This is a genomic window from Nocardia arizonensis, assembly GCF_001310275.1.
In the GTDB taxonomy this organism is placed as follows: Bacteria; Actinomycetota; Actinomycetes; order Mycobacteriales; family Mycobacteriaceae; genus Nocardia; species Nocardia arizonensis.
In genome coordinates this window covers 1-24,622 of record NZ_LGYZ01000014.1, presented here as the reverse complement: position 1 = coordinate 24,622, position 24,622 = coordinate 1, and the positions used below count along the sequence as shown (strand labels likewise).

Below are 24,622 nucleotides of genomic sequence, written 5' to 3'. Positions count from 1 at the left end.
GTGTCGCGGACCGCGCGGTGTCGCCGGATACCGTGGGATTGTGGTGAACGATCCGGTCATGGTCTCGCTGACGCCGCCCCCGCGGCGCAGCCTCGTCGACGATCTCGTGCGTCCTTCGGGTACCGGCGCCGCGCCGTCGATTCCGCGTCTGGACGCCGACCGCCCCGATGTCGAGGTCGCCGAATTCCTGGCGGGCATCGCCCATGCCGACACCGGATTCATCGCGCGCACCGACGATGGCGAGCGGGCCGTGGCGGTGATCGCGGCAACCGCCGCGGCACTGTGCGGAGAGGACATCGCCGCCGCGCTGACCCGACCCGACGCCGACTTCCTGCGCGGACTCGAACCCCCAGCTGTGACGGCCCTGCGCGACGTGCTGCTTGCCGTCGAGACCGAATCTCCCGAGACGGTCGCGACCGCGCTCGGCGTTCTCGCCGGGTAGACCGCGATCTTGGAGCATCCACCCCGCACGCCAGTAATCTCGTAGGCGTGCCGCGAATCGCGTATTTCGGACCTTCAGGAACATTCACCGAGATGGCCTTGGCCGACCTCGAATCCTCCGGCGCCTTCGACGGGCCCGTCGAGCGGGTGGCGGCGCCGAGTCAGGGCGCCGCGCTCGACATGGTGCGCGCGGGCGAGGTCGAGGGAGCGGTGGTGCCCATCGAGAGTTCCGTGGAGGGGTCGATCTCCGCGACCATGGATTCGCTCGCCGTCGGACCCAGGCTCCAGATCATCGCCGAAACCGAACTCGAGGTGAGTTTCACCATCCTGGCCCGGCCGAGTACGGCATTGGCCGATATCCGGCTGCTCGCCGCCTATCCGGTCGCCGCCGCGCAGGTACGCGGGTGGATTGCCCAGCAATTGCCGCAGGCGCGAATCTATACCTCGGCATCCAATGCGGCCGCCGCCGAGGACGTCGCGGCCGGACATGCCGACGCGGCGGTGTCGACCGCGCTGGCCGGGCAACGACTCGAACTCACCGCGCTGGCATCGGGAGTAGCCGATAACGATCAGGCCATCACCCGATTCGTCCTGGTCACCAAGCCTCGCGTCGCACCGCCCGCGACCGGCGCCGACCGGACCTCGGTGGTCTTCGAACTGCCGAACCAACCCGGATCGCTCATGCGCGCCTTCGCCGAATTCGCGACCCGCGGCATAGACCTGACCAGGATCGAATCCCGGCCGACCCGAGCCGGAATGGGCGAATACCGATTCTTTCTCGACTGCGTCGGACATATCGATGACGCCGCGGTGGCCGAGGCGCTCAAGGCGCTGCATCGCACGGCGCGGGTCCGTTTCCTCGGATCTTGGCCCGCCGTCTCGGCCATCGGCGCCGCGCCGCCCTCGGACGAGGCGGCCGCGGAGTGGCTGATCCAACTACGAAAGGGGGTGGCGGACCTATGAGCGGCAGATTGATCCTGGTCCGGCACGGGGAGACCGAAGGCAATGTGGCCAAGATTCTCGATACGCGGGTACCCGGCCTGCCATTGACCGAACGCGGTGTGGCACAGGCGAAGACCTTCGGCGCGGGTCTGTCGACACCGCCCACCGCGCTGTTCTCCTCCACGGCGCTGCGCGCCCGCCAGACCGCGAGCTATATCGAGGCGGCCACCGGTGTGGGCGCTTTGTCGCTGGAAGGTGTGCACGAGGTGCAGGTGGGAGACATGGAGGGCCGCGGCGATCCACGCTCGCACGACCTGTTCCAGCGGGTCTATCGGGCCTGGCACGAAGGCGATCTGGACCGACGACCGCCCGGCGGCGAGTCCGGGCACGAGGTACTCGCCCGGTTCCTGCCGGTGGTGCACACCCTGCGCGGCGACTACCTGAGCGACCCCGACGCGGGTGATGTCCTGCTGGTGACGCATGGCGCCGCCATGCGGCTGGTTTCGCGCACCATCGCGGGGGTGGAACCGCCGTTCACCACGAACAACCACCTCGACAACACCGAAACCATCGAACTCGTTCCGCGGGTGGACGGCGGATGGGAATGCGTCCGATGGGGACGCTTCGTCCAGCCCTTCACCTTCGAGGTGTCGGCGACCCCCGACGATCCGATGGGTTAGCTCAATCCCGGGGAGCCGTCGGCGGGAACTCCCGCCGTTCGGGCAGGGAGTTCATGAGATCGAGTAGGGCTTGGCGCAGCCGGGCATTGGTGCCACTGCTGATCGAGGACCATTTGATGCCGTCTTCGGCGACGCTCGCGGTGATGATGAAGCGCCCGCCGCGAGTATTGAAGATGGCGATGTGATTGTCGGCGATCTCCCGGGTGCCGTCGCCGTACACCACGCCGGAAATCTGTGCGTGCGAATGGATATCGACGAGCGCGGAGGCCAGCGCCTGTGCGTCGCGCGGGGGATTGCCCGCCTTCGCGAGCCGGTTCGCGGTGGCCGCGGCATCGCCGAGATCGGCGAAAATCGTTGCCAGTGCGTCGGTCTGCGCATTCATCCCGGTCAGTCCGAGTGGTTCGGCGGGACCGAGCGCCGCGATGATCGGACCGGGCAGATCCTCTTCGACCTCGTCGATGACATAGGACTCGGGCCCGCGAAGGGCGACGACGACCAAGTCGTCGCCCTTCGCGAGACACAGCCTGCTTATCCGGCCCTCGACGACCCACCGCATCGCCAGCAGCCAGTGCGGGCGATTGAGGGTGCGCAGCCTGTCTTCGAGCTCCCTGTGCACCGCACGGTCGATCAGCAGTTCCCGCTCGGTGAGCGATTGGGCGGCCACGGCCATCGCGGCATCGTGGGCGGTCACATTGTCGTAGCGGCCCATCGCCTGGAGGACGACGGGCATCTCGTCGGTTTCCAATTCCTCCATGAGGAACTGCATTTCGTCGAGCGACAGGACGACGCCCCCGAGCAACGACGGGCCGCGGCCCTCACCCAGGATCGTCACTCAGCGATCTCCGACCGGCTCGGCGCCGATCACGCCGTCGGCGGCGTAGCGACCGTCGTTGAAATGGTCGGCACGCAGGTACTCCGCGCCCTTGTGCAGGCTCTCGTCCTCGTCCTCGGCGCGGGCATTGCCCATCAGCGGACTGCCCGACGTGGGCGAGGACGTACGGACCGGCGCGGCCTCCACACGTGCGGCGACATTCTCGGCGACCGGGGTGGACGCGGCCGTCGAGCCGATCGAGCCGCCGACGCCCCAGCCCTCGGGCAGCTTCAGCGAACCGCCGTTGAGGCCCACCGACATGCCGCCGGTCGAGGCGGAGCGGGTGACGGCCGATGCCGCGCCCGCGCCGACGGCGCCGACACCCATCATCGTCATCGGCGCGGCGCCGGTTCCGGCGACGGGGGCCGACATGCTCGTGGCCGCGGCGATGGCATTCGCGCCGAGGTTGCCCACGGTGCTGACGCCGCCGGTCGCGACCGTGCCCGCGACATTGGCGACCTGGGTGGCCGCGCTCGCGACCGCCGGATTGTTGATCGCCGAGATGGCGGCGCCGACCGCGGCCTGCACCGGATCGCCCTGGAAGGCGGTGTCGGGCGACTGCGAGGCATCCGGCGAGCCGCCTTCGGCGGTACCCGCGCCGTTGGCGATCGGCGGCGGGCTGTAGAACTCGCCGGGCGTCACCACCATCGCGGTGGTGGCCGCCTCGTAGGTCTCCATCACCATCGCGGCGCGAATGTCCATGGCCTGCTTGGCGACTTCGGCGGCCTCGAGCGCACCCGACACCGCACCGGGCGGATTGGCCGAGGCGACGACGGCGCCCTCGGTGGCGGCGATCTCCGGCAGACTCGGCATGGCAAGCGACGCGACGGTGTAGGCGGTGGCGTTCGCGGCGGCCTTGGACGCCATCGTGGTGGCCATGGCGCTCTGCTGGTTGAGCCAGCCGGTGAAGCCGACAAGCCGCGACAGCGCCGCGACGCCGTTGACACCCTGCATGCCGACGCCGAGTTCGGCGACGACGCGGGTGACCGTCGCGGTCGCGTCCACCCACGCGGCCGTCATTCCGCCCCACGCCGTGGCCGCGGCCGAGATCGGGATCGCGTGCGCGCCGGAGTTCAGCGCGATGGAATTACCCGCCGCCATTCGCGGCAGCCAGAAGACCCCGGTGATTCCTGCGGTCATTGTCTCTATCTCCCCTTGTGTTGTGATCGGCGCGTAGCGGCAGCCGTTCAGGCTCCGATGGTGCCTGCGACCCCGTGCATGACGCCGGCCTTGACCGTGTCCTCACCGATGTGCGTGGCCAACTGCATACGCAGAATCGCTGCGGCGTGGTGCAATTGGAGCTGGGCGTTGGCAATGGACGAATCGTGTGACATCGCCGCCTTGTTGAGGTGGTTCGCCGCGTGCAGCGAGACCTCGTCGGCGCCGGAGGGAAGAACGTGCGTCGCGGGTGCGGTGAGCGCGGCGGCGACCCCCAGCCGCTCGGCGAGAAGATCCAACTCCGATGCCGCGAGAAGCACGGCCTCGGGTGAGATGTTGACCAGACCAACCATGACTCGACTCCTTCTAGTGGCGGTGGGGCGGAACCACTGAGAATTCCCCCTTCGAGTGATAGGACGCGACAGCTACGCGATCGGTTCCATCGAATCCCCTGCTTCAGTGCGATCTTGCCCAGTTCGCACTGAACTCGCAAGAGTTGTCGACTGGTTATCTTAGCCCCAGCCCAGCTCGTGCAGGCGGTCTTCGTCGATGCCGAAATAGTGTGCGATCTCGTGGATCACGGTGATCGCGACCTCTTCGACCACCTCGTGTTCGTCGCCGCAGATGTCGAGGATGGCCTCGCGGTAGATGGTCACGGTGTCCGGCAGCGAGCCGCCGTAGTGGCTGTCGCGTTCGGTCAGCGCGATCCCGTGATAGAGCCCGAGCAGGTGCGGGTCCTCGTCGTTGCGCGGTTCGATCAGGATCACGACATTGTCTATGGCCCTGGTCAATTCGGGCGGTATGCGGTCGAGGGCGTCGCCGACCAGCTCCTCGAACCGGTCCTCGGACATGACCACCGACATGGTCAGCGGGGCTGCGGTGGCAGCGGTGCGGCGCCGGGCAGCGGTGTGGGAGTGGAGCGCCCGCTGTTCGGCGGCGGCACCGGGGCCTGGCCGTTGATGAGGATCTCACCCCTGGCCGAACCGGTGATCGGCGCGAAACCCTCGCGGTCGGCGCCCTTGCCGATCATGCAGTCGAGTTTGCGGCTGCCCGCCAGCCAGCTGCGCGCGTCGAGGTAGTCGAAGAACAGTGTCAGCGTCTTGTTGCGGACCGCGTCCGGCGAACCGAGGTAATCGGTTGCGGCGCGGGTGCATTCCTCCTCGACGAAGCGATCCTGTTCGTCCTTGGAGGGCGGACCGCCGGGGAAATGGGCGGCCAGGTCGACGGTGGAGATGATCTCGACCGCGTGCGGCTGCGCGCAGTCCACCGGATCGGTTGGCAGGTTCTGGTTGATGCCGAGGCAGGTGCCGGGTTCGAACACCTTGGACTGATCGTGCTCGATCACGCTGCCCGTCGAGGTCAGCGGCGTACCGGAACTGCCCGAGTACTGCACGCCGCAGCGCAGCGTCCGGTCGCCGTGCTTCCAGCCGTCCGTACTCGGGTACATCAGGCCGACCACGTAGCGGCCGCGCGGATCGAAGCGCCCGCCCAGGTACTGCTGCACCGCGGGGACGCAGTGCTCCTCCTTGAGTTCGGTGAGCCGCAGCGAGTCCGGGAAACGTGAGCCCGGACCGAATTCGACGCCCGGGTACTTGCTCATGTCGATATCCGCCGCGACCTCGAACAGATGCTTGTTCGAGCAGGCCACCTTCACCAGATCCGAGCGATCCTGTTTCGTCCAGCTCAGGCAGTCGCCGCGGGCCGCGGTGCCGAACTCCTTGTCGATCACGGGCTGGGCGGGCGCGGCGGGATTGTGCGCCTCCAAGCCCTTCTCGTTGTCGAATCCGGTGATGAACAACCCGACCAGCGCCGCGATCACCGCGCCGACCGCGACGGTGAGCAGCGCCCAGCGCAGCTTCGGCGCGGACAGGGGCGCGCCGCCGCCCGCGACCGATTTCCGGTCGATGATCAGCGACTGCGGCAGCGACTGGGGGTGCGGCGCGCCATCGGAAGGCGCGCTCGCCCGCGGATCCTGGGGCACATCGTCGGTGGACATCGCGATCCATCATGGCAGTGCCGAACCCCCGGTGCCACGACCCGGTGGAATCGCGCCGCTCATGCGGCCGAATCGGCCCGGCGCGGGCCGACTAGGCTGACCACTCATGATCGACCTCCGACACCTGCGAGAGGACCCGGAAGCGGTCCGCGCCTCGCAGCGTGCCCGCGGCGAAGACCCGGCCCTCGTCGACGCCCTGCTCGCCGCCGACGCGGCCCGCCGGGCGGCGGTGGCCACCGCGGACACCCTGCGCGCCGAACACAAGTCCATGGGCAAACTGGTCGGCAAGGCGTCCAAGGAGGAACGTTCCGGCCTGCTCGCGCGCGCGCAGGAGATGTCTCTCGAGGTCAAGAAGGCCGAGGCGGCGCAGCACGCGGCCGACGCCGAACTCGATGCCGCCCATCGCGCGATCTCCAATGTGGTCGCCGACGGCGTGCCCCCCGGCGGCGAGGACGATTTCGTCGTCCTCGAAACCGTCGGGACGCCGCCGGAATTCGATTTCGAGCCGAAGGACCACGTCGAGCTCGGCGAATCGCTCGGCGTGATCGACACCGAACGCGGCGCGAAGGTCTCCGGCGCGCGCTTCTACTTCCTCACCGGCTACGGCGCGCTGTTGCAGCTCGGGCTGTTGCAGTTGGCCGCCCAGCGCGCGGTCGCCAACGGTTTCACCATGATGATCCCGCCGGTACTGGTTCGCCCCGAGATCATGGCGGGCACCGGATTCCTGGGGCAGCACGCCGCCGAGGTCTATCGGTTGGCCGAGGACGATCTCTATCTGGTCGGCACGTCGGAGGTGCCGCTGGCCGGCTACCACTCCGGGGAGATCCTCGATCTCGCAGGCGGGCCGAAGCGGTATGCGGGCTGGTCGTCGTGTTTTCGCCGAGAGGCGGGCAGCTACGGCAAGGACACCAGGGGCATCATCCGGGTGCACCAGTTCGACAAGGTGGAGATGTTCGTCTACACCACGCCCGAACAGGCCGAGGCCGAACACCGGCGCCTGCTGGCGTGGGAACGCGACATGCTCGCCGCCGTCGAGGTCCCTTACCGGGTCATCGACGTCGCGGCAGGCGATCTCGGCAGTTCGGCCGCGCGCAAGTTCGACTGCGAGGGCTGGATTCCCACCCAGCGCACCTACCGCGAGCTGACCTCGACTTCGAACTGCACCACCTTCCAGGCCCGCAGGCTGTCCGTGCGCTATCGCGACGAGAATGGGAAACCGCAGATCGCAGCCACTTTGAACGGCACGCTGGCGACCACGCGCTGGCTCGTGGCGATCCTGGAGAACCACCAGCGGGCCGATGGTTCGGTGCGCGTGCCCGCAGCGCTGGTACCCTTCGTCGGCGCAGAGGTGATCACCCCGCGCGCGTGACCGCCGGATAATAGCTGACGGTTCGCCGTGCCGATTAGCGGGATGTGGCATCCGGCGGGATGCGTTGTGTCTAGGCTATTGGCCGTGCGAGGAATCGGGGCGCGCGGCGATACCCGAACCCGGGTGCGGGCGGCATCGGCGTTGGCGACGGCAATGGTCATGGCCCGGACCACCGGGGCGTTCTACGTCATGGGCGGTGTGCTCGGCCTGGTGATCACGGCCATCGCCCCGGGCGACGAGGGTAATCGACCGCTGGTCGGTACGGCGGCAGCCATTGCGCTGGTGCTGGGTCTTACGCTGCTCGCGTGGGGGCCGCGGATGCCGCACGGCATCCACCACGCCTACGTCGCGATAGCGACCGTGCTGATCACCGTGGCCGTGCATTCGTTCCCCAACACCGTCGGCGCGATCAGCCTGGCCGCCTTCTACGTCTTCGTCGCCTGCGACGCGGCGCTGTTCTTCCGCTGGTCGCAGGCATCGGCGCATCTCGCCTTCGCCATCGTCATGTGCCTGTTGGTGCTGCCGACCCGCGATCTGCCCTGGTGGTCCGGGATGATTCCGGCGGGTGTGACCTTCGGGGTCGGCGTCGTGGTCGGCATCCTGACCAGGATGGCCTCCGAGGCCGATATCGACGTGCTCACCGGCCTGCTGAACAGACGCGGATTCGACCGGGCGCTCAATGCCGCCATCGAATCGGCCGCCCGCGGCGGCCAGGGCCTGTCGCTGGTGCTGGTCGACCTCGACCGTTTCCGTAAGATCAACGACCATCTCGGACACCGCGCGGGCGACGCCGTGCTGCAACGGGTCGCCGACACCTGGGCCGCCCTGCTCGCCCCCGATCAGCGATTGGCCCGCTACGGCGGCGACGCCTTCGCTCTGCTGCTGCCCAACACCACCGAACAGGCCGCGATACTGCTCACCGAGAAACTGCGCGCCGCGGTCACCACGGGCTGTTCGGCGGGTGTCACCTCCTGGCAGCCGGGGGAGTCGGGATCACTGCTGGTGAGCCGCGCCGACGTCGGCCTCTACCGGGCCAAGCAAGCGGGCCGCAATCGCACCGTGCTGGAATCCTCCCGGCAGCTGCCGCTGGCGGTGGAACTGCGCGAGGCGATCGACAGCGGCGCGCTGGACGTGCACTACCAGCCGATCGTGAGCCTCAGCGAGGGCGGCGGCAAGGCGGTCGGCGTCGAGGCGCTGCTGCGCTGGTCCTCCAGCGCCCAACCCGATGTCACCACCGAGGGACTGATCCGGGTCGCCGAGGAATACGACCTGATCTCCGACCTGGACGAGCTGGTGCTGCGGCGCGCCTGCGCCGACGCGGCCCGCCTCCAGGAGACCTTCGCACTGCTGGATCTCACGCTCAATGTCAACGTGAGCGGACTTGAACTGGCCGAATCCAACTATGCCGAGCGGGTCGCGGGCATTCTGGCAAGCACCGGATGGCCCGCCGATCAGCTGGTCCTCGAGGTCACCGAGAGCGAACTCGCCGCCGAATCCCAGACCGCCATCGCGAATCTGCACGCCCTGCGCGACAGCGGCGTCCGTATCGCGATCGATGATTTCGGCACCGGTTATTCCTCGCTCAGCAGGCTCGCCACCCTGCCGAGCGACATACTGAAGGTCGACCAGTCCTTCGTGGCCGCGATCCGCTCCGACTCGCCCGCGCCGCCGCTGCTCGGCGTGATTGCCGCGCTCAGCAACGCACTCGACCTCCAGGTCATCGCCGAAGGCGTGGAGACCGAATATCAGGCCGCGGTGCTCACCGAACTCGGTTTCGCGCTGGCCCAGGGCTATCACTACAGCGATTCGCATCCGGTGTCGGAGCTGATCAGCGATCTGAACGAGCGGCGCGGCCGCATCGGTCCCGGTACGTCGGACTCCCATCGCGACGACGACGCCCGCCACGCCGCCAACGGCTGGCTGCCGCTCGGATAATCGCTTGACGGATACGTCGTCGCGCTCGAAGCTGACGGTATGCGTCTTCTCGTCTACGGCTGTTGATTCCTCGGTTCGTTGACGGCCCTGTCGCGGGGCCGTCGCCGCGATATTCGCGGGCTGACCGTTCGCGCCGTCCTGTTCCGGGGTTCGCGCGACCTGATCCCGCTGTATGCGCTCTACGCCTTGCTGTTCGCCGACCACGGGCTGAGCACCGCGCAGATTTCCCTGCTGCTGGCCATGTGGTCGGTGACCGCGTTCCTGCTGGAGGTGCCCTCCGGCGCATGGGCGGATACGGTGTCGCGCCGCGCGATGCTGATACTCAGCGCGGTGCTGATGGCCACCGGATTCACGGTGTGGACGCTCGCGCCGTCGTTCGTCGGATTCGGTGTCGGTTTCGTGGTCTGGGGTGTGGCGAGCGCCCTGGAGTCGGGCACCTTCGAGGCGCTGGTCTACGACGAACTCACCGCGGCGGGCGCGGGCAAGTCGTATCCGCGCGTCATGGGTTACGCACGGGCGGCCCAGGAATCCTCGGTGGTCGTGGCGATTCTCGCGGCCGCGCCGCTCTACGCCTTGGGCGGCTACGCGCTGGTCGGCTGGGTCAGTGTGGCGGTGTCCGGTCTGCACTGCGTGATCGCGTTGACCCTGCCGAGCCCGCCCAAGGCCGTATCGGCCGCGGGCGTGGACGAACTGGATGCCGACGCGCCGGCACAGATCCCGTCCATACCTGGTGAGATCGGACCCGCGATCGGCGGCGCCGAACCGAAGATCTTCGCGCGGTACCGGTCCATGCTGCGGGCGGGTATCGGCGAATCGGTCCGGGTGCGGCACGTGCGCGCGGGAGTGCTGCTGGTCGCGCTGATCTACGGCGTCACCGCCTATGACGAGTACTTCGCCCTGCTGGCCGAGGACGCGGGCGTCTCGACGGCGATAGTGCCGCTGCTGGTTGGGGTCACGGTGCTCGGGTCGCTGGCCGGGTCGCTGCTGGCCGGTCGGACTCAACGCATGTCGGGTGTGGTGATGGGCGTGGCGCTGGCGGTGGCCGGGGTGCTGTTCATCGCGGGCACGGTGGCCGCCGGAATCGCGGCCGGACAGCCGCGACTCGTCTATCCACTGACCGTGGCCGGTTTCACGGCGATCGGTCTCGCCTACGGCATCGTCTTCAATGCCGATGTCGTCGCCGAGGCGCGCCTGCAGGACGCGATCGAAGGGCAGGCGCGCGCCACCGTCACCTCGGTGTCGGGGTTGCTGTCGGAGGTCGTGGCGCTGGCGGTATTCGGGTTCGTCGTGGTGGTGACGCGGTGGCTGTCGCTGTCGAGCACGGTGGCGCTACTCGGCGTGGTCATGCTCGTCATCGCTTGGGCGGCCCCGAAGTGGTTGCCGCGCCGCGGTATCGAAAGGTGAATCGGCCTGTCGCGCGCCCACCCGGACGGATGGGCGCGCGTGTGCGGAGCCGTCAGCTGTCGCCGTCGCCCGCGATCCGATCGAGCACATGCCGCGCGGCGGCCTCGTGTGCCGGGAAGCCCTCGTAGGAGGCGAGTTTCACGGCGGCGGGGCCGATGCGTCGGGCGCCCGCCTCGGAAACGTAGGCGAACGAGGAGCGCTTCATGAGCTCCTCCACGCCCATGCACGAATAGGTGCGGGCATTGCGGCCGGTCGGCAGGATGGCGTTCACGCCGATCGCGAAGTTGCCGTAGGGGATCGAGGCGTATTCGCCGAGCAGCACCTCACCCGCGTGGACGATCGAGGGCAGCAGTTCGAACGGGTCGCGCACCAGTACCCGGAGATGTTCGGGCGCGTAGGCGTTCACGAATTCGACCGATTCGGCGACGGTGTCGGTGATCACCACGCCGCCGTAATTGGACAGCACCGTGGTGCAGTTCAGGGCGCGCCGCTCCGGGAGTTGTGCGACCAGCCCCGGAACGAGGTCGATGACCGCGTCGGCCAGCTCGGCCGAATCGGTGACCAGCAGTACGGCCGAATCCTCGCCGTGCTCGGCCTCGACCAGCAGTTCGCGTGCCGTGGTCAACGGATCGGCGTCGCCGTCGCACAGCACCACCGATTCGCTCGGCCCCGCGGGCGGGCCCGGGTTGACCACGCCGGAGAGCATGCGGCGCGCGGCCGTCACGTACTGGTTGCCCGGTCCGAGGATCTTGTCCACCTTCGGGACGGTCTCGGTGCCGTAGGCCATGGCGGCGATCGCCTGCGCGCCGCCGACCTTGATCACGGTGGTCACACCGCACATCCGCGCCGTGACCAGTGACGCCGCGTCGACGGTGCCGTCCGGGCCGGGCGGGGTGCACACCACGATCTCGGGCACGCCCGCGATGATCGCGGGCACGCACAGCATCATCATCACCGACGGGAACGAGCCCTTGCCGCGCGGCACGTACAGGCCCACCGAGTCGATCGGGGTGACCCGCTCGCCCGCGAGCACGCCGGGCACGACCTCCTCCATCCACATCGCCCGCGGCAGCTGCGCGCGGTGGTGTTTGCGGATGTTCTCGATGGACTGCGCGATCGCGGTGCGCAGGCTGTCGTCGACCAGCTTCTCCGCGGCGTCGAATTCGGCCTCCGAGGCCCGCAGATCCGCCGCCGACACGGTGGCGCGATCGAATTCCGCGGTGAAGCGGACGAGGGCCGCGTCCCCCTCGGACCGGACGGCCTCGACCACCTTGCGGACGGTCGGCTCGACCGTCTCGAGATTGTCCTGGGCGCGCAGCTCCAGCAACCGCCGCCGCTCGGCGGGCGACAGGTCGCTCAGGACGTATCGGTTGATTTGGAGCGTGTCGGTCACGGTCACCCTTCCCATTCCTTCGGACGATTCGGGTCCGAGCCGACGTGTCGTTCCCCGTTCACGTATGTCCCGAACACCTCGATGAAGCGCCGCATCTCCGTCAACGTGCCGAGGCTGACCCGGAACGTGCCGCGCAGCGCGGGCGCCGTCATGGAGCGCACCAGAATGCCCGCGTCGCTCAGGTACCGGACCGCGTCGGCGCAGTCGCGCGGGCGGATCAGGACGAAATTGGCCGAGCCCGGCGTGAATTCGACCCCGAGTTCGGTCAGCGACCGCACCACGAACGGTTTGACCACTTCCATGGCGTCGCGGACCTCGGCCATCGCCTCGTCGGCCCGGGCGAGTTGCGCCGTGCCCGCCACGATCGCCAATTGGTTGACGTCGAACGGATTCTGGAGTTTGCGCAGGTGGCCGATGATCTCCGGGGCGGCGATCACATAGCCGAGCCGCAGCCCGGCCATCGCGAACGCCTTCGAGAAGGTGCGCAGCACCATGAGATTCGGGTACCGCTCGGTGAGCCGCGCGACGGTGTGGCCGGTGTATTCGTAATACGCCTCGTCGACGATGATCGCGACACCGGGATTCGAGGCCACCACCGATTCGACGTACCGCGGGTCGATGGCGGTTCCGGTCGGATTGTTCGGGTTGATCAGCGTGATCAGATCGGGCCGTCCCGATTCGACGGCCGCGGTGAACTCCGCGTACGGGAATTCGAATCCGGGCCCGTAGGGCACGCCGAGTATCCGCCCGCCGATGGCATCGGCCACATGGTGGAACACCGCGAACTCCGGTCGCGCCACCGCCATCGAACCGCCCGGGGGCAGCGCGAGGCGCACGGTGAGATCGATACCCTGATCCGAGCCGTTGGTGACCATCACGTGGTCGGCGGGCACACCCGCGTACTCGGCGACGAGCGGGTGCAGCGGCGCCGGTTCCGGGTACGACTGGACCGCGGCCGCGTCGATACCGCGCGCCAGCGCCTCGCGCACCGCGGCGGGCAGCGGCCGGGTGTTCTCGTTGCGGTCCAGCCGGATGTAGCGGGACCGGTCGAGGTCGAGCCATTCGGGAACGTAGGGCGAGGCGTGGAGAACGTGGTCGGCGATACGGAAGGGCACCGTCGCGCGATCGGACGTCGTCATGCCAGGGTCGCCTTTACCCCCGGTGCGAGGGAACGCCGGTGCGGGTTGGCCGACAGCAGTCCGGCGACGGCTTCGCCGAGTCCGCGGAACAGCAGCGGCCAGCCCTTCTCGGGGTCGATATCACGGTCGATGTGCACCATGACGCTGGCTTCCATACCGCCGGACAGGCCGTCGATGAAATCGTCCAGATCCTCGGTGAACAGGCCGTTGGACAGGGTGTGCCCGATGAGGAAGCGCTTGCGCAGATCGGCGTACGTCTCGTCCATCGGCACGAACTTCCAGAACTTGCGGCCCTCCATGCTCACGCCGACCCGGATCGGGGTGTGCTCGCCGACGCGTTCGTAATTGGAGCCCGCGCCCTGGATGCCGAAGGCTTCCATGCGCTCGACCGACATCTGCTTGAGCGCGCGGCCGAGCGCCATGCCGACATCCTCGGTCACGACGTGACTCGAGTTGAGCCGGGTGGCCTCGAAGAGCACGTCCAGTCGCAGACCCGCGCCCTCGGCGAATTCGCGCAGCAGGTCGCCGATGCCCGCGACGTCGATGGTGTCGGCCACCTCGACGGTGTAGCGCACCGAGGGAGCGTCGATCTCGACGTCGATGGCGACCACGCTCTCGGCCGTGCGGCGCTCGACCCGCGCGCTCCACGGTGACGCGCCGCGCACCACCCAGCCGCGTTCGACCGGACGCTCGAAGGCGTCAGTGGCGCAGGCGCCGGCGGCGGCGATACCGCCCGCGGGTTTGCCGGGAGCGACGGGACGCTCGTTGACCAGGCGGTCGAACGCGATGCCGACGCCGCGGTAGACGCCTTCCCAGGTGTGGTGCGGGTCCTCGAAACTGGCGACGCGCACGTCGATGCGCACCCGCGCGCCCTCGGCGACACCGCGCAGCAGTTCCACCAGCGCGGACCCCTCGGCGACCTGTTCGACACGGGCGGAGAGGAACCAGTCCAGATCGACCTGGCCGGAGCCGTGGACCACGACCTGTCCCGGCTCGGTGACGTCCACGGTGACCTCGGCGCTGCCGTCATCGATCATGCCGATGGTCCTGGCCGCGGGCAGTCGCAGCGACTGCGCCCGCACCTGCTCGCCGACCGCGCGCCCGAGCCAGTGCCAGTCGTCGTTGCGCCAGGTCAAACGCACCGAGCAGCCCAGACGCCAGGCGATGTGCTCGACCATGTGGCTGACGAATTCGTTGGGGGTCAGCAGCGTCTTGTTCGTGACGCCGTCGCGGCCGAGCGTTACCGCCGACGGCGCGAAATCCAGATAAGTGTGTGCCACGAAGCCCGACTCGGACAGTTCGCGGTAGGAGTTCGCGCCGGTGGCGACGCCGATGGTGACGCAGCCCGCGTCGTGCGCGGCCCGGGTGCCGACCAGGGAGTCCTCGATCGCGACGCACACGGCGGGTTCGACCCCGATGCGGCGCGCGGCCTCGAGGTACATGTCCGGCGCGGGCTTGCGGCGCAGTCCCGGCACGTCGTTGCCGACGACCAGATCGGGAGTGAGCGCGATATTGGCCAAGGTCTTGCGGATCTCGGCCTCGGGATTGTTGGATACGACGGCCACCCGCAGACCGGCGGCGCGCGCGTCGGTCAGGATGTCGGCGATGCCATCGTGCACCGTCATGGTGATCTCGCGGCGGCGCGCCTCGTGCGCCTCGACCAGCCGGTCGACGGCCTCGGCGCTGAGCCCGAGACCGCGGCTGTCGGAGATCGCCCGCCAGAAATCCGGCAGCGACAGCGCGAAATGGGTGCGGATGATCGATTTCGGCACCTCGGTGGTCTCGCCCAGCTCGGCACGCAGCATCTCCCCGACCACCTGGTAATCGAGGGAGAGCGAGTCGATGATGACCCCGTCGAGATCGAAGAGCAGGGCCTCGATGCCCTCGGGGATGGCGAGGCGACCAGCGAGAAGCATGTCGCGATCATACCCGGCGCCTCGCACGCCTCGGCATGCAGCTGCCTGGGCATACCTGCTGCGTATCGTATAGGACGCGACCCGATCCGCGCTGGAATTCGAGGCAGACGGTCGTGTCGATCACGGGTCCGCGCGCCAAGTACCGTGCGGGAGTGGATATGCGCAGGACCGGCGGGCTGATCTGCGGATTCTGCATCGGCGCCGGCGTCGCGGTGCAGGGCCGGATCAACGGTGCGCTCGGTGTCCGGCTGCACGACGGGATCGCCGCGGCCACCATCAGTTTCGGGGTGGGATTGGTGATCCTGTGCTCGGTCTTCGTGTTCGACGCACGCGTGCGCCGGGGGATGGGCGGTGTCCGGCGGGCGCTCGCGTGCGCCGAATTACGGCCGTGGCATCTGCTCGGCGGGCTCTGCGGTGCGCTGTTCGTCGCCTGTCAGGGGCTCACCATCGCGGCCGTCGGCGTCACCGCCTTCACGGTCGCGGCAGTGGCGGGTCAGCTGTCGAGCAGTCTGGTCGTCGATCGACTCGGACTCGCGCCGAGCGGGCGCACCCCGGTCACCGCGGCGCGGATGGGCGGCGCGGCACTGGCGACGGGCGCGGTGCTGATGGCCGGGCTCGGCCGGTCGCAGGCCGGGGGCGCGGCGTCGGCGCTGCCGGAATCGCTGCGGGCGCTGCCCCCCTGGCTGCTGATCGTCGCGCCCGCGTTGGCCGGCATCGGGTTGGCCTGGCAGCAGGCGGTCAATGGCCGGGTCGGCGCCGCGGGTGGCCCGCTCGCGGCGGCGCTGGTCAATTTCGGGGTCGGTGTGGTCGCGCTGGTCGCCTTGGAGGCGGCGCTGTGGGCGGTCTCGGACAGGCATCTCGTTCTGCCCACGCAGCCGTGGCTGTATCTCGGCGGCGTCATCGGTGTCGGCTTCATCGCCTTGGCGGCGCTGACGGTTCGCTGGATCGGCGTACTGCTGCTGGCGTTGACCTCGGTGGCCGGTCAGCTGAGCGCGGCGCTGGTACTGGATGTGGCCGCTCCGACCGATGCGGGTATCTCGGTGACAACCGCGGCGGGCTGCGCGCTCACCCTCGTGGCGGTCGCCCTCGCGAGCTGTCGCCGGTAGCGGAGCGGGACCGATCCGCCGCATACCGGACGGTTGCCGTCTGTTGTCTGATCCGTTCCGCCGATTCGTATTTCGCGAGCTGGACCGGTGTGCGATGGTGCGGACATGCTGATCGAATAGCGATTCGAGCATCACCTATACCGAGGATCACCTCGACGAGGCATGCGGCGCCTTCCTGCCCGGCTGTTTCTGGTGCCCGTGGTCGTCCCGGCTGACCAGGGAGATCGCGGCCTGATCCGGCGGTGAGTCCTTCGGCCGGCATGGGACGGGTGCCGGCCGAAGGCGTAGGTCGGAAGCGGCGGATCCGTACGGTCAGGGCAGGCGCTTGGAGCGCAGTTCGTGGCCCTTGGAGGTCTTGCAGCGGCCCGACTCCAGATCCCACTGCCAGCCGTGCAGATTGCAGGTGAGCGTATTCCCCTCCACCACGCCGAATTTGGAGAGATCCGCCTTGAGGTGCGGGCATCGACGCTGGATCTCCCAGCCGTCCAGTTCGGTCGACGCGGAATCGTCGTGCGCCTCGGCGAACCAGCCGTCGGCATAGGCGATGCGCTCGTCGGTGAGGCATTTGAAGAAGGTGTAGAGGAATTCGTTGTATCCGCCGATCCGCCAGGTCGAGAAGCGGGTCGACAGGAAAATGGTGTTCACCCAGTCGGGTTCGTGGTCGCGCAGGACGGTGCGCACGAGATCGGGTTCGATACGGAATCCGTAGCGGTATTTGCCCTCACCCTCGACGGGGGCGCGCACCACACGCTTGGGGAAATCGAGCACGACGGTCTCCGCGCCGAGTACCAGGCCGACCGGATAGCCGATGCCGTCGCAGATCAGATCGGACTGCGCCATGATCGGCTCGAACAGCTCCCGCAGCGGTTCGAGCAGCGGCCCGTCACCCGTTGCCCAGGTGGCCTTCTCGGCCTCGAGCACCGGCGCGAGGCGATGGGCCATCTTCTCGATGTACTCGGCCTTGTTGTCGTAGATCAGACCGGGTTCGAATGGATGATTCAATTCCAGTTCGGCGCCGCGCACATCGGCGACCGATCCCGGAATCATGAGAACGCCGCCCTCGTTGCCGTGAATCCGCATCTGGTCGAGGAAGACCATCTGATCCGGGAAGATATTGCCCTCGTCGCCGTGATCGTCGTTCAGATAGCGCAATTCGTCGTCGAGGAATACCGGCGGTCCCGCCGAGGGCACCACCCAGGTCGCGCCGACCTGTTCGATATAGCTGCGCGCCCGGTCCATACCGCGCTGACGCTTCTGTTTGCCGAAGTTGGTCTTGGTGCGGGAGGGGATGTCGTACACCATCGGATACCAGATCGCGCCCGAGTACTGGAGCAGGTGGATGTCGATGTGGCCGAAGGAGTCCCGCAGCACGTCCATATCCACCGGGCGCGCGTCGTTCATGTTGAAACAGGTGGTCTCGCCGTCGGAGACGACCAGTGCCGAGTCGCCGATCGGACCGTCGGCGGGCGCGCGCAGTGCGATGATCATGATGTCGATATCGCCGCCGGGACCGCTGACGGTGTGCTTGACCGAATCCTCGGTCTCGAAGAACTTGTGGAAGCCGAGCTTCCGCAGCTCACGTTTCAGATCCGGCACCGGAAAGTCCGGCAACAGGACCGTGGCGTCCTTGTCGACATGTTCGAGGAGATTCTTCGCGTCGAAATGATCGCGGTGCAGATGCGAGACATAGAGGAAGTCGCAACTGCCCAGCTCGTCCCAGTCCAGCTCCGTATTGTCGGGAAAGGGGAACCACGATCCGAAATACGCGGGGTTGACCCAGGGATCGCAAAGGATCGTCCCGGCCGCGGTGCGGATATGGAATCCCGCGTGTCCGACGCTGGTGATCTGCACGAGCTGTTTCCTCCTGACCTTTACCAGCCATCAAGGGTACCGGGATGGGCGCATGGGACTCGGTTACGACGTGACGTCGCCGATGCAATAGCCCTCCGGCCCCTCCGCCACTGTGAAGGTACGGGTCTTCGTCGTCCCCGTCGAATCGGTCACCGGAGCCTCGACAGCCAGGTACTCCGAGCCGAGTCGGGCCGAGCTGATCTCCTGGCCGTCGAATTCGGTGATACCGGACAACTTCGCGGAATTGACGGCCAAGGGCGGCTGGGTCGGCGAGCCGGTGCCCTTCGGATCCCAGGTCGCGGGCGTGGCCTTGCACACCAGCGGGTAGTCGGCCTCCCGATCGGCGGCGTCGAGCGGCGAGCCGACCAGTCGCGCGAGATAGCGCCGCACGGTGTGACGGGCGTCGGCATCGTTGTAGGCGATCTCCGAACCCGCGGGGAACACCCGCGGACAGGCGTAGCCGGTGTGGATCAGGTCACGCTCGACGGTGACCGTGGTCGCCCGGGACTTCCAGGTCGCGGCGTTCGCGCTCGCGACGCCCGGCTGCGCGAGCGCGTTCAGGATCGCCTGTTTGCCCTGGTACATCTCGGCCGCGTTGCCCGGTGCGATGGTCCAGCACTTGGCCTGGAGTTCGGTGAGCGTCGCGGTGCGCAGGTCGGCGGCCCAGCGGCGCACCGCGACCGCGGCATCGGGCCACCCGGGCACCTCGCCGACCGGCGGCGCGTCCGCGGGCGGCGGTGCGAGCGCGGCGGTCGTCGACGTCGGGGGCGGGGTCGCGGTGGTGACGATGGTGCTCGCCGCGGCCCGCGCGGGCGCGGGATCGTCGACCGGGATGCCGGATACCGAATCGCAGCCGCCGAGCAGCAACGCGCTCAGCACCACACCGCCGACCAGCGCCGCGGCGGAAATTCCGCCGGGACCACCGCGCGCCGTCCGGTGGTGCTCACGCGATAGCGGTCGGGCGCGTTCCACTTCGGAGATCCTCTTTCGTCGGTGTGTGTCCGAATCGGCGTGTCCGTGCCGGGGCGGGCGGCGGCGCCGCTGCCCTACGGAACAGTCTGCGACTACGCTAGCGGAATTGTGGAACCCGTCTACCGGACGATCATCGGGCTGGCCCGTACCGTCTTCTTCGTCGAAGGTCTGAAGTTCACCGTCACCGGGGACGGGCACATCCCCGCGACCGGTGGAGCCGTCCTCGCGGTCAATCACACCGGCTACATGGACTTCACCTATGCCGGCATCCCCGTGCGAACCCCCAAGCGCTACATCCGGTTCATGGCCAAGAAGGAGGTGTTCGACAGCGCGGTCACCGGTCCGATCATGCGCGCGCTCAGGCATATTCCGGTGGACCGCACCGCGGGCGCCGACTCCTACAAGGCGGCCGTGGAGTATCTGCGTCGCGGGGAACTGGTCGGGGTCTACCCGGAGGCGACGATCAGCCGCAGTTTCGAGATCAAGGAATTCAAGTCCGGCGCCGCCCGTATGGCCATCGAGGCGGGGGTGCCGATCATCCCGATCGTCATCTGGGGCGCGCAGCGGGTCTGGACCAAGGGATTCCCGAAACGGCTCGGCCGCACCAACACCCCCATCTCCATCGCGGTCGGCGAACCGATTCCCGCCGTCGAGCCCGCCGCCGAACTCACCGCGCGGTTGCGCTCCACCATGCAGTCCATGCTGGCCGAACTCCAGCGCGACTACGTCCACGAACCCGGCGCGTACTGGGTGCCTGCCCGCCTCGGCGGCAGCGCGCCGACCCTCGAGGAGGCCAACGCGCTCGACGAGGCGGAGGCCGCCGAGCGCGCCGCCGCGAAAGCCCGCCGGGAGGAGTCGGATCAGGGGTGAATCACGCCGCCCGCAGCGCGGCGCACGGCGTGGGCCGTGGGCGTTCGCCGCGCTGGAACGAGGCGGGCGGAATACCCATGATGGTGCGGAAATCGGCGTTCATATGGGATTGGTCGTAGTAGCCGCTGCCCGTCGCGAGCTGGGCCAGTGGCGTGCGACCCGCGTGCTCCAGCACCCGGCGCACCCGCCTGAGCCTGGCGAAGTGCTTGGGTGAGACGCCGATGCACGCGGTGAGCCAGCGGATACGGCCGAGGGCGGTGGCGCGACTGCGGATCACGCTGGAAGGGACTACATCCCGCGAACCCGCCCCGACCTGGTGATTTCCGGTTTTCCGTAATGTTCGACTACAGTTCACCCTCGCACGAGGGCGCCGCCGGAAATCCAGGTCGGAGCGGCGTGCACGCGGATGTAGCGCAGCTGGTAGCGCATCACCTTGCCAAGGTGAGGGTCGCGAGTTCGAATCTCGTCATCCGCTCTCAATCCCTCCGAACAACCGGAGGGCCACCGCACCGTCGGCCTTCCCGGTGCGAAGCGCGCGACGCGCCCGAGATTTCCGGTGATCCGACTACTCCGCGTACTCGCGGGACCGAATCGAATAAGAGGGTTCAGCAGCCGGATGTCCGGGTACATCGTTTCTCGAGACATAGGAGGGCTTTTCCGTGGCCAAGGTCGACGCGATGCGTTTATCGAATGTTCTGGGCATCGATCTGGCGCATGCCGTCCTACGGCTCCGCAACGAACGCCGACCCGGTGAATCCGAACACGACACCTGTCTGCGCCTCATCGCCGCCGAAGGGCCGGGGGCGACAACGACCGAATTCCGCCGCGCGGCCCGCTGAACCAGGCGGGGTCGCGCGGCGGATAGGCCGAGGCCGTTCGGTATCCGGTCTCAGCGTGCCGCGGGCTCGAATCGGCGCAGCCGCAGGCTGTTGCTGACGACGAATACCGACGAGAACGCCATCGCGGCGCCCGCGAGCATCGGATTCAGCAGTCCGGCCATGGCCAGCGGGATCGCGGCGACGTTGTAGGCGAATGCCCAGAACAGGTTGCCCTTGATGGTGGTCAGCGTGGCGCGCGCCAGGCGAATGGCGTCCGCGGCGGCCCGCAGATCACCGCGGACCAGGGTCAGATCGCTCGCCTCGATTGCCACGTCGGTGCCGGTGCCCATGGCCAGACCGAGGTCGGCCTCGGCCAGCGCGGCGGCGTCGTTGATTCCGTCGCCGACCATCGCGACCACCTTGCCCTCGGCCCGCAGGCGGGCGACGACCTCGACCTTCTCCTGCGGCAGCACCTCGGCGACCACTTCGTCGATGCCGACCTGATCCGCGATCGCGCGGGCCGCGGCGGCATTGTCGCCGGTCAGCATGATCGGGGTGAGGCCGAGTGCCCGGAATCGGGCGACGGCCTCGGCGGAGGTGGGCTTGACCGCGTCGCCGACCACGAGCAGTCCGCGGGCACTGCCGTCCCAGCCGACCGCGACGACCGTCCGGCCGTCGGCCTCGGCGGCCAGCCGGGTCCGCTCCAGGTCGTCATCGAGTCGCAGCGACCAGTCGGCCAGTAGCCGGGGCCTGCCCACGACCACCGCATGCCCGTCCACCATGCCGTTGACCCCGAGTCCGGCCGACGCGGTGAAATCGGCGACCGCGGGCAGCGTCCCGACCCGTGCGCGGGCGCCCTCGGCGATGGCGCGGGCGATGGGGTGTTCGGAGGCGTCCTCCAGCGCGCCCGCCAGCCGCAGCATCTGTTCGGCGTCGACACCATCGGCGGGGACGGTGTCGAGCAGGGTCATGGTGCCGGTGGTGACGGTGCCGGTCTTGTCCAGCACCACCGTGTCCACCCGGCGGGTGGATTCGAGGACTTCGGGGCCCTTGATGAGAATCCCGAGCTGGGCGCCGCGACCGGTGCCGACCATGAGGGCGGTCGGTGTGGCCAGCCCGAGCGCGCAGGGGCAGGCGATGATCAGCACCGCGACCGCGGCCGTGAACGCCGCGGCCACCGAACCGCCGGTGCCGAGCCAGAAGCCTAGGGTGGCGACCGACAGCGCGATCACCACCGGCACGAAGATGCCGGAGATCCGGTCAGCGAGTCGCTGCGCGTTCGCCTTGCCGTTCTGCGCCTCCTCGACCAGCTTCGCCATCTGGGCGAGCTGGGTGTCCGTGCCGACCCGGGTGGCACGCACGACGAGCCTGCCGCCGACGTCGACGGTCGCCCCGATAACGGTGTCGCCGACGCCGACCTCGACGGGCACCGATTCACCGGTCACCATCGAGGCGTCCACCGCGGAGGAACCGTCGACCACGACGCCGTCGGTCGCGATCTTCTCCCCGGGGCGCACCACGAACGCGTCCCCGACACGCAGTTCCTCGATCGGAATGCGGCCCTCGACGCCGTCGCGCAGGACCGAGACCTCCTTGGCGCCCAGTTCGAGCAGTGACCGCAGCGCGGCGCCCGCCCGGCGCTTGGAACGCGCCTCGAAGTAGCGCCCGGCCAGGATGAAGGTGGTGACGCCCGCCGCGGCTTCCAGGTAGATGCTGCCGGTGCCGTCCATTCGGGCGATGGTGAATTCGAAGGGATGCGTCATGCCCGGCGTGCCCGCGGTACCCAAGAACAGCGCGTACAGCGACCAGCCGAAGGCGGCGAGAGTGCCGAGCGAGACCAGGGTGTCCATGGTCGCGGCGGCGTGGCGCAGGTTGGTCAGCGCCGCGCGGTGGAACGGCAGCGCGCCCCACACCACCACCGGTGCGGCCAAGGTCAGTGACAGCCACTGCCAGTTGGTGAATTGCAGCGCCGGGATCATCGCCATGGCGATCACCGGTACGGAAAGCGCGAGCGAGATCAGTAGCCGAGTGCGCAGCGCGGCCGCGGGATCCCCCTCGGGGGTATCGCGGGGCGCTTCGTTCTTCGGCCCGGGGAGGCTCGCGGTGTAACCCGTCTCGGTGACCGCGTCGATGAGGTCCTGCGGGGTGACGGCGCCGCCGGTGATCTCGACGCCCGCCTTCTCGGTGGCGTAGTTCACGGTGGCGCGAACGCCGTCGAGTTTGTTGAGTTTGCGTTCGATGCGATTGGCGCACGACGCACAGGTCATGCCACCGATCACCAGTTCGACCCGGTCCGGCGCGGTTTGCGCGGTCTCGGGCGGTCGCGTCGCGGTGGTCATCGTGTGCTCCGTTCTGTGCGGCACAGTGCCGATTGTCGTCTGATCAGTGCGAATGGGCCGGGGCGGGGGTGGCGCCGTGGTCGCCGTCCGGTTCGGCGATGTCGCCGTGTGTCTCGGCGGCGGTCCCATCGGACGCCGCGACGCGGACGGTGAATTCCGCGGTGCGGACCACCCCCTGATGCCGGAAGTCCATGAACAGGCGATAGTCGCCCGCGCTCGGCGCGGTGGCCGCGAACGTGATACCCGGTCCGGCCGGGGTGACGCCGTCGCCGGGATGGCCCTGCGGGTGGACGTGCAAGTAGGCCAGGTCGGCGGCGCGCAGCGCGACGAGGTGGCCGTAGGCGCCCAGATACGGTTGCAGGTCGGTGACCGGGCGCCCGTCGCGGCGCACCGACAGGGTGAGTTGCGCGGTCCGGCCCGCGGTGAGGGCGCCGTCGAGCGTGACGGTGTAGTCGCCGACTGTCGCCACGGCGGCGGGTGCGGGCAGCGCGCGGACGTCGTACTGCCCGGCGACGCGCAGGTCCGCGCCGAGGATCAGATTCGAACCCCCTTGCGGGACGAAGTCGGCGAAGACGCGGTAATCGCCCGCGCGGGTGAGGTCGACGGTCGAGGTCCAGCGGCCGCTGTCGTCGAGGACCGGATGGACGTGCTGGAAGCCGACCATGTCCCGGCGCACCACGATCAGGTGCAGATCCTTCTCGTGCTCGGTCACGTAACGGGTGAGCGGCGCGCCCTGCGCGTCGAGTATGCGGAACGGCAGCGCGGCATCGGGCGCGGCGGCGGCGATCGAATTCTCCAGTTGCAGTGTGTAGCCGCGGTCGGCGGCCATGAGGCCTCCCGGCATCTCGTTCGCGCCACCGGCGCCCGCGGTGTGCTCCTCGTGCGCGACCGGCTCGGACGGCTCGGGTCCGAGCAGCGCGCCGGTGGCGAGCGCGATGCCGAATACGGCCGCGAGACCGAGGGCGAATCCGGCGAACTTGAGCGGTGCGTTCATCGGTGCTCCGTGTGCTCGTCTGAGCGGCGCGCCAGTCGCGCCGATTGCAATGGCTACCATACCCCCCTAGGGTACTTTGTCAAGAGATTCGAACCCAGGTGCGGATACAACAAAGCCCCCGGTCGAACCGGGGACCAGAGCCCGCCGACAAGGCCCTCCCTCGTACCCGAGCGACCGAGACAAAGCGACAAAGAAGCACCTTTCGGCCACCCACCCGCGAGCCCCGAAACCCCCGCGACCCCGCCGCAACAAAGGCACGCCCCAGAAGGCCCGCAAACCCCACGACGAAGGCTCGAGACCACAGAACCAATTCGCAGGACCCAAGAGCCGCGACCCCGCCGCCCCGAAGGCGCGGTCACGGACAAAGTCACAGTTCGCGAAGCCCAAAGGGCCGCGACCCCGCCGCCCACGAAGTCGCGGCCAAAGAC

General features: G+C 68.7%; 23 protein-coding genes and 1 tRNA gene. 11 read left to right on the top strand and 13 right to left on the bottom strand.

Going from position 1 to position 24,622, the window contains the following annotated elements:
• Nucleotides 1-40 precede the first annotated feature (40 nt).
• The 3 genes from APZ21_RS02685 to APZ21_RS02675 are packed head-to-tail and all read left to right on the top strand — an operon-like array spanning nucleotide 41 to nucleotide 2,063.
• Nucleotides 41-442, top strand: coding sequence for a hypothetical protein (locus APZ21_RS02685; RefSeq protein ID WP_239476465.1), 402 nt, complete (start codon nucleotides 41-43; stop codon nucleotides 440-442).
• A gap of 47 nt (nucleotides 443-489) precedes the next feature.
• A complete protein-coding gene (gene pheA / locus APZ21_RS02680; protein ID WP_054811594.1) occupies nucleotides 490-1,404 on the top strand; it encodes a prephenate dehydratase in 915 nt (304 codons plus the stop codon).
• Nucleotides 1,401-2,063: a histidine phosphatase family protein gene (locus tag APZ21_RS02675; RefSeq protein ID WP_054811593.1), complete on the top strand. Its 663-nt coding sequence runs from the start codon at nucleotides 1,401-1,403 to the stop codon at nucleotides 2,061-2,063. The genes pheA and APZ21_RS02675 overlap by 4 nt, the downstream gene beginning before the upstream one ends.
• A gap of 1 nt (nucleotide 2,064) precedes the next feature.
• Here the strand turns inward: APZ21_RS02675 and APZ21_RS02670 are convergent, their stop codons facing one another.
• The 5 genes from APZ21_RS02670 to APZ21_RS02650 form a co-directional block, all read right to left on the bottom strand.
• Entirely contained in the window at nucleotides 2,065-2,895 is an 831-nt protein-coding gene (locus APZ21_RS02670; RefSeq protein WP_054811592.1) for an ESX secretion-associated protein EspG, read from the bottom strand.
• On the bottom strand, nucleotides 2,896-4,074 hold the full coding sequence (locus APZ21_RS02665) for a PPE domain-containing protein (protein WP_054811591.1): 1,179 nt from the start codon (nucleotides 4,072-4,074) through the stop codon (nucleotides 2,896-2,898). It lies immediately after the preceding gene.
• 47 nt (nucleotides 4,075-4,121) lie between these two features.
• On the bottom strand, nucleotides 4,122-4,445 hold the full coding sequence (locus APZ21_RS02660) for a PE family protein (protein WP_054811590.1): 324 nt from the start codon (nucleotides 4,443-4,445) through the stop codon (nucleotides 4,122-4,124).
• A gap of 159 nt (nucleotides 4,446-4,604) precedes the next feature.
• Complete coding sequence (locus APZ21_RS02655; protein ID WP_054811589.1) at nucleotides 4,605-4,955, bottom strand: metallopeptidase family protein; 351 nt, start codon at nucleotides 4,953-4,955, stop codon at nucleotides 4,605-4,607.
• Between the two features lie 2 nt (nucleotides 4,956-4,957).
• Complete coding sequence (locus APZ21_RS02650; protein WP_082392773.1) at nucleotides 4,958-6,088, bottom strand: septum formation family protein; 1,131 nt, start codon at nucleotides 6,086-6,088, stop codon at nucleotides 4,958-4,960.
• Nucleotides 6,089-6,194: 106 nt separating this feature from the next.
• On the opposite strand from APZ21_RS02650, the gene serS reads away from it, so the two are divergent.
• The 3 genes from serS to APZ21_RS02635 all read left to right on the top strand — a co-directional run bounded on the left by serS (nucleotide 6,195) and on the right by APZ21_RS02635 (nucleotide 10,796).
• Nucleotides 6,195-7,457, top strand: coding sequence for a serine--tRNA ligase (gene serS / locus APZ21_RS02645; protein ID WP_054811588.1), 1,263 nt, complete (start codon nucleotides 6,195-6,197; stop codon nucleotides 7,455-7,457).
• Nucleotides 7,458-7,541: 84 nt separating this feature from the next.
• Nucleotides 7,542-9,392, top strand: a complete 1,851-nt coding sequence (locus tag APZ21_RS02640) for a putative bifunctional diguanylate cyclase/phosphodiesterase (RefSeq protein ID WP_239476464.1) — start codon at nucleotides 7,542-7,544, stop codon at nucleotides 9,390-9,392.
• Between the two features lie 78 nt (nucleotides 9,393-9,470).
• Nucleotides 9,471-10,796 (top strand): MFS transporter, encoded by a 1,326-nt coding sequence (locus APZ21_RS02635; RefSeq protein WP_371852349.1) that lies wholly within the window; start codon nucleotides 9,471-9,473, stop codon nucleotides 10,794-10,796.
• 52 nt (nucleotides 10,797-10,848) lie between these two features.
• Here the strand turns inward: APZ21_RS02635 and hisD are convergent, their stop codons facing one another.
• Genes hisD through APZ21_RS02620 form a run of 3 tightly spaced genes read right to left on the bottom strand, consistent with a single transcriptional unit; the run spans nucleotide 10,849 to nucleotide 15,244 of the window.
• Nucleotides 10,849-12,195, bottom strand: coding sequence for a histidinol dehydrogenase (hisD, locus tag APZ21_RS02630; protein ID WP_204249029.1), 1,347 nt, complete (start codon nucleotides 12,193-12,195; stop codon nucleotides 10,849-10,851).
• Entirely contained in the window at nucleotides 12,192-13,328 is a 1,137-nt protein-coding gene (locus tag APZ21_RS02625) for a pyridoxal phosphate-dependent aminotransferase (protein ID WP_054811586.1), read from the bottom strand. Before APZ21_RS02625 ends, hisD begins: the two co-directional genes overlap by 4 nt.
• Nucleotides 13,325-15,244 (bottom strand): HAD family hydrolase, encoded by a 1,920-nt coding sequence (locus APZ21_RS02620; RefSeq protein WP_054811585.1) that lies wholly within the window; start codon nucleotides 15,242-15,244, stop codon nucleotides 13,325-13,327. The genes APZ21_RS02625 and APZ21_RS02620 overlap by 4 nt, the downstream gene beginning before the upstream one ends.
• A 158-nt stretch (nucleotides 15,245-15,402) precedes the next feature.
• Between APZ21_RS02620 and APZ21_RS02615 the strand changes: the two genes are divergently transcribed.
• Both APZ21_RS02615 and APZ21_RS36230 read left to right on the top strand, forming a co-directional pair.
• Complete coding sequence (locus tag APZ21_RS02615) at nucleotides 15,403-16,350, top strand: DMT family transporter (protein ID WP_054811637.1); 948 nt, start codon at nucleotides 15,403-15,405, stop codon at nucleotides 16,348-16,350.
• A gap of 130 nt (nucleotides 16,351-16,480) precedes the next feature.
• Nucleotides 16,481-16,585, top strand: coding sequence for a BP74-related protein (locus APZ21_RS36230; protein WP_420845269.1), 105 nt, complete (start codon nucleotides 16,481-16,483; stop codon nucleotides 16,583-16,585).
• Nucleotides 16,586-16,662: 77 nt separating this feature from the next.
• Here APZ21_RS36230 and APZ21_RS02610 read toward each other — a convergent pair whose 3' ends face one another.
• Both APZ21_RS02610 and APZ21_RS02605 read right to left on the bottom strand, forming a co-directional pair.
• Complete coding sequence (locus APZ21_RS02610) at nucleotides 16,663-18,201, bottom strand: MBL fold metallo-hydrolase (protein ID WP_054811584.1); 1,539 nt, start codon at nucleotides 18,199-18,201, stop codon at nucleotides 16,663-16,665.
• Nucleotides 18,202-18,264: 63 nt separating this feature from the next.
• Nucleotides 18,265-19,173, bottom strand: coding sequence for a hypothetical protein (locus tag APZ21_RS02605; RefSeq protein ID WP_054811583.1), 909 nt, complete (start codon nucleotides 19,171-19,173; stop codon nucleotides 18,265-18,267).
• A gap of 108 nt (nucleotides 19,174-19,281) precedes the next feature.
• Between APZ21_RS02605 and APZ21_RS02600 the strand changes: the two genes are divergently transcribed.
• Nucleotides 19,282-20,043 (top strand): lysophospholipid acyltransferase family protein, encoded by a 762-nt coding sequence (locus tag APZ21_RS02600; protein ID WP_054811636.1) that lies wholly within the window; start codon nucleotides 19,282-19,284, stop codon nucleotides 20,041-20,043.
• A 1-nt stretch (nucleotide 20,044) separates the two neighbouring features.
• On the opposite strand, the gene APZ21_RS02595 is transcribed toward APZ21_RS02600, so the two are convergent.
• The gene (locus tag APZ21_RS02595; RefSeq protein ID WP_054811582.1) at nucleotides 20,045-20,320 is read right to left on the bottom strand and encodes a helix-turn-helix domain-containing protein; all 276 of its coding nucleotides are present in this window, start codon (nucleotides 20,318-20,320) and stop codon (nucleotides 20,045-20,047) included.
• A gap of 125 nt (nucleotides 20,321-20,445) precedes the next feature.
• Here APZ21_RS02595 and APZ21_RS02590 point away from each other — a divergent pair.
• Nucleotides 20,446-20,518, top strand: a tRNA-Gly gene (locus APZ21_RS02590).
• A 202-nt stretch (nucleotides 20,519-20,720) separates the two neighbouring features.
• Nucleotides 20,721-20,882, top strand: coding sequence for a hypothetical protein (locus APZ21_RS02585; protein WP_156370581.1), 162 nt, complete (start codon nucleotides 20,721-20,723; stop codon nucleotides 20,880-20,882).
• A gap of 50 nt (nucleotides 20,883-20,932) precedes the next feature.
• Here the strand turns inward: APZ21_RS02585 and APZ21_RS02580 are convergent, their stop codons facing one another.
• Together APZ21_RS02580 and APZ21_RS02575 are read right to left on the bottom strand one after the other, a co-directional pair.
• Entirely contained in the window at nucleotides 20,933-23,200 is a 2,268-nt protein-coding gene (locus APZ21_RS02580) for a heavy metal translocating P-type ATPase (RefSeq protein ID WP_054811580.1), read from the bottom strand.
• A gap of 43 nt (nucleotides 23,201-23,243) precedes the next feature.
• Nucleotides 23,244-24,194, bottom strand: coding sequence for a hypothetical protein (locus tag APZ21_RS02575; RefSeq protein WP_082392771.1), 951 nt, complete (start codon nucleotides 24,192-24,194; stop codon nucleotides 23,244-23,246).
• Nucleotides 24,195-24,622: the final 428 nt, after the last annotated feature.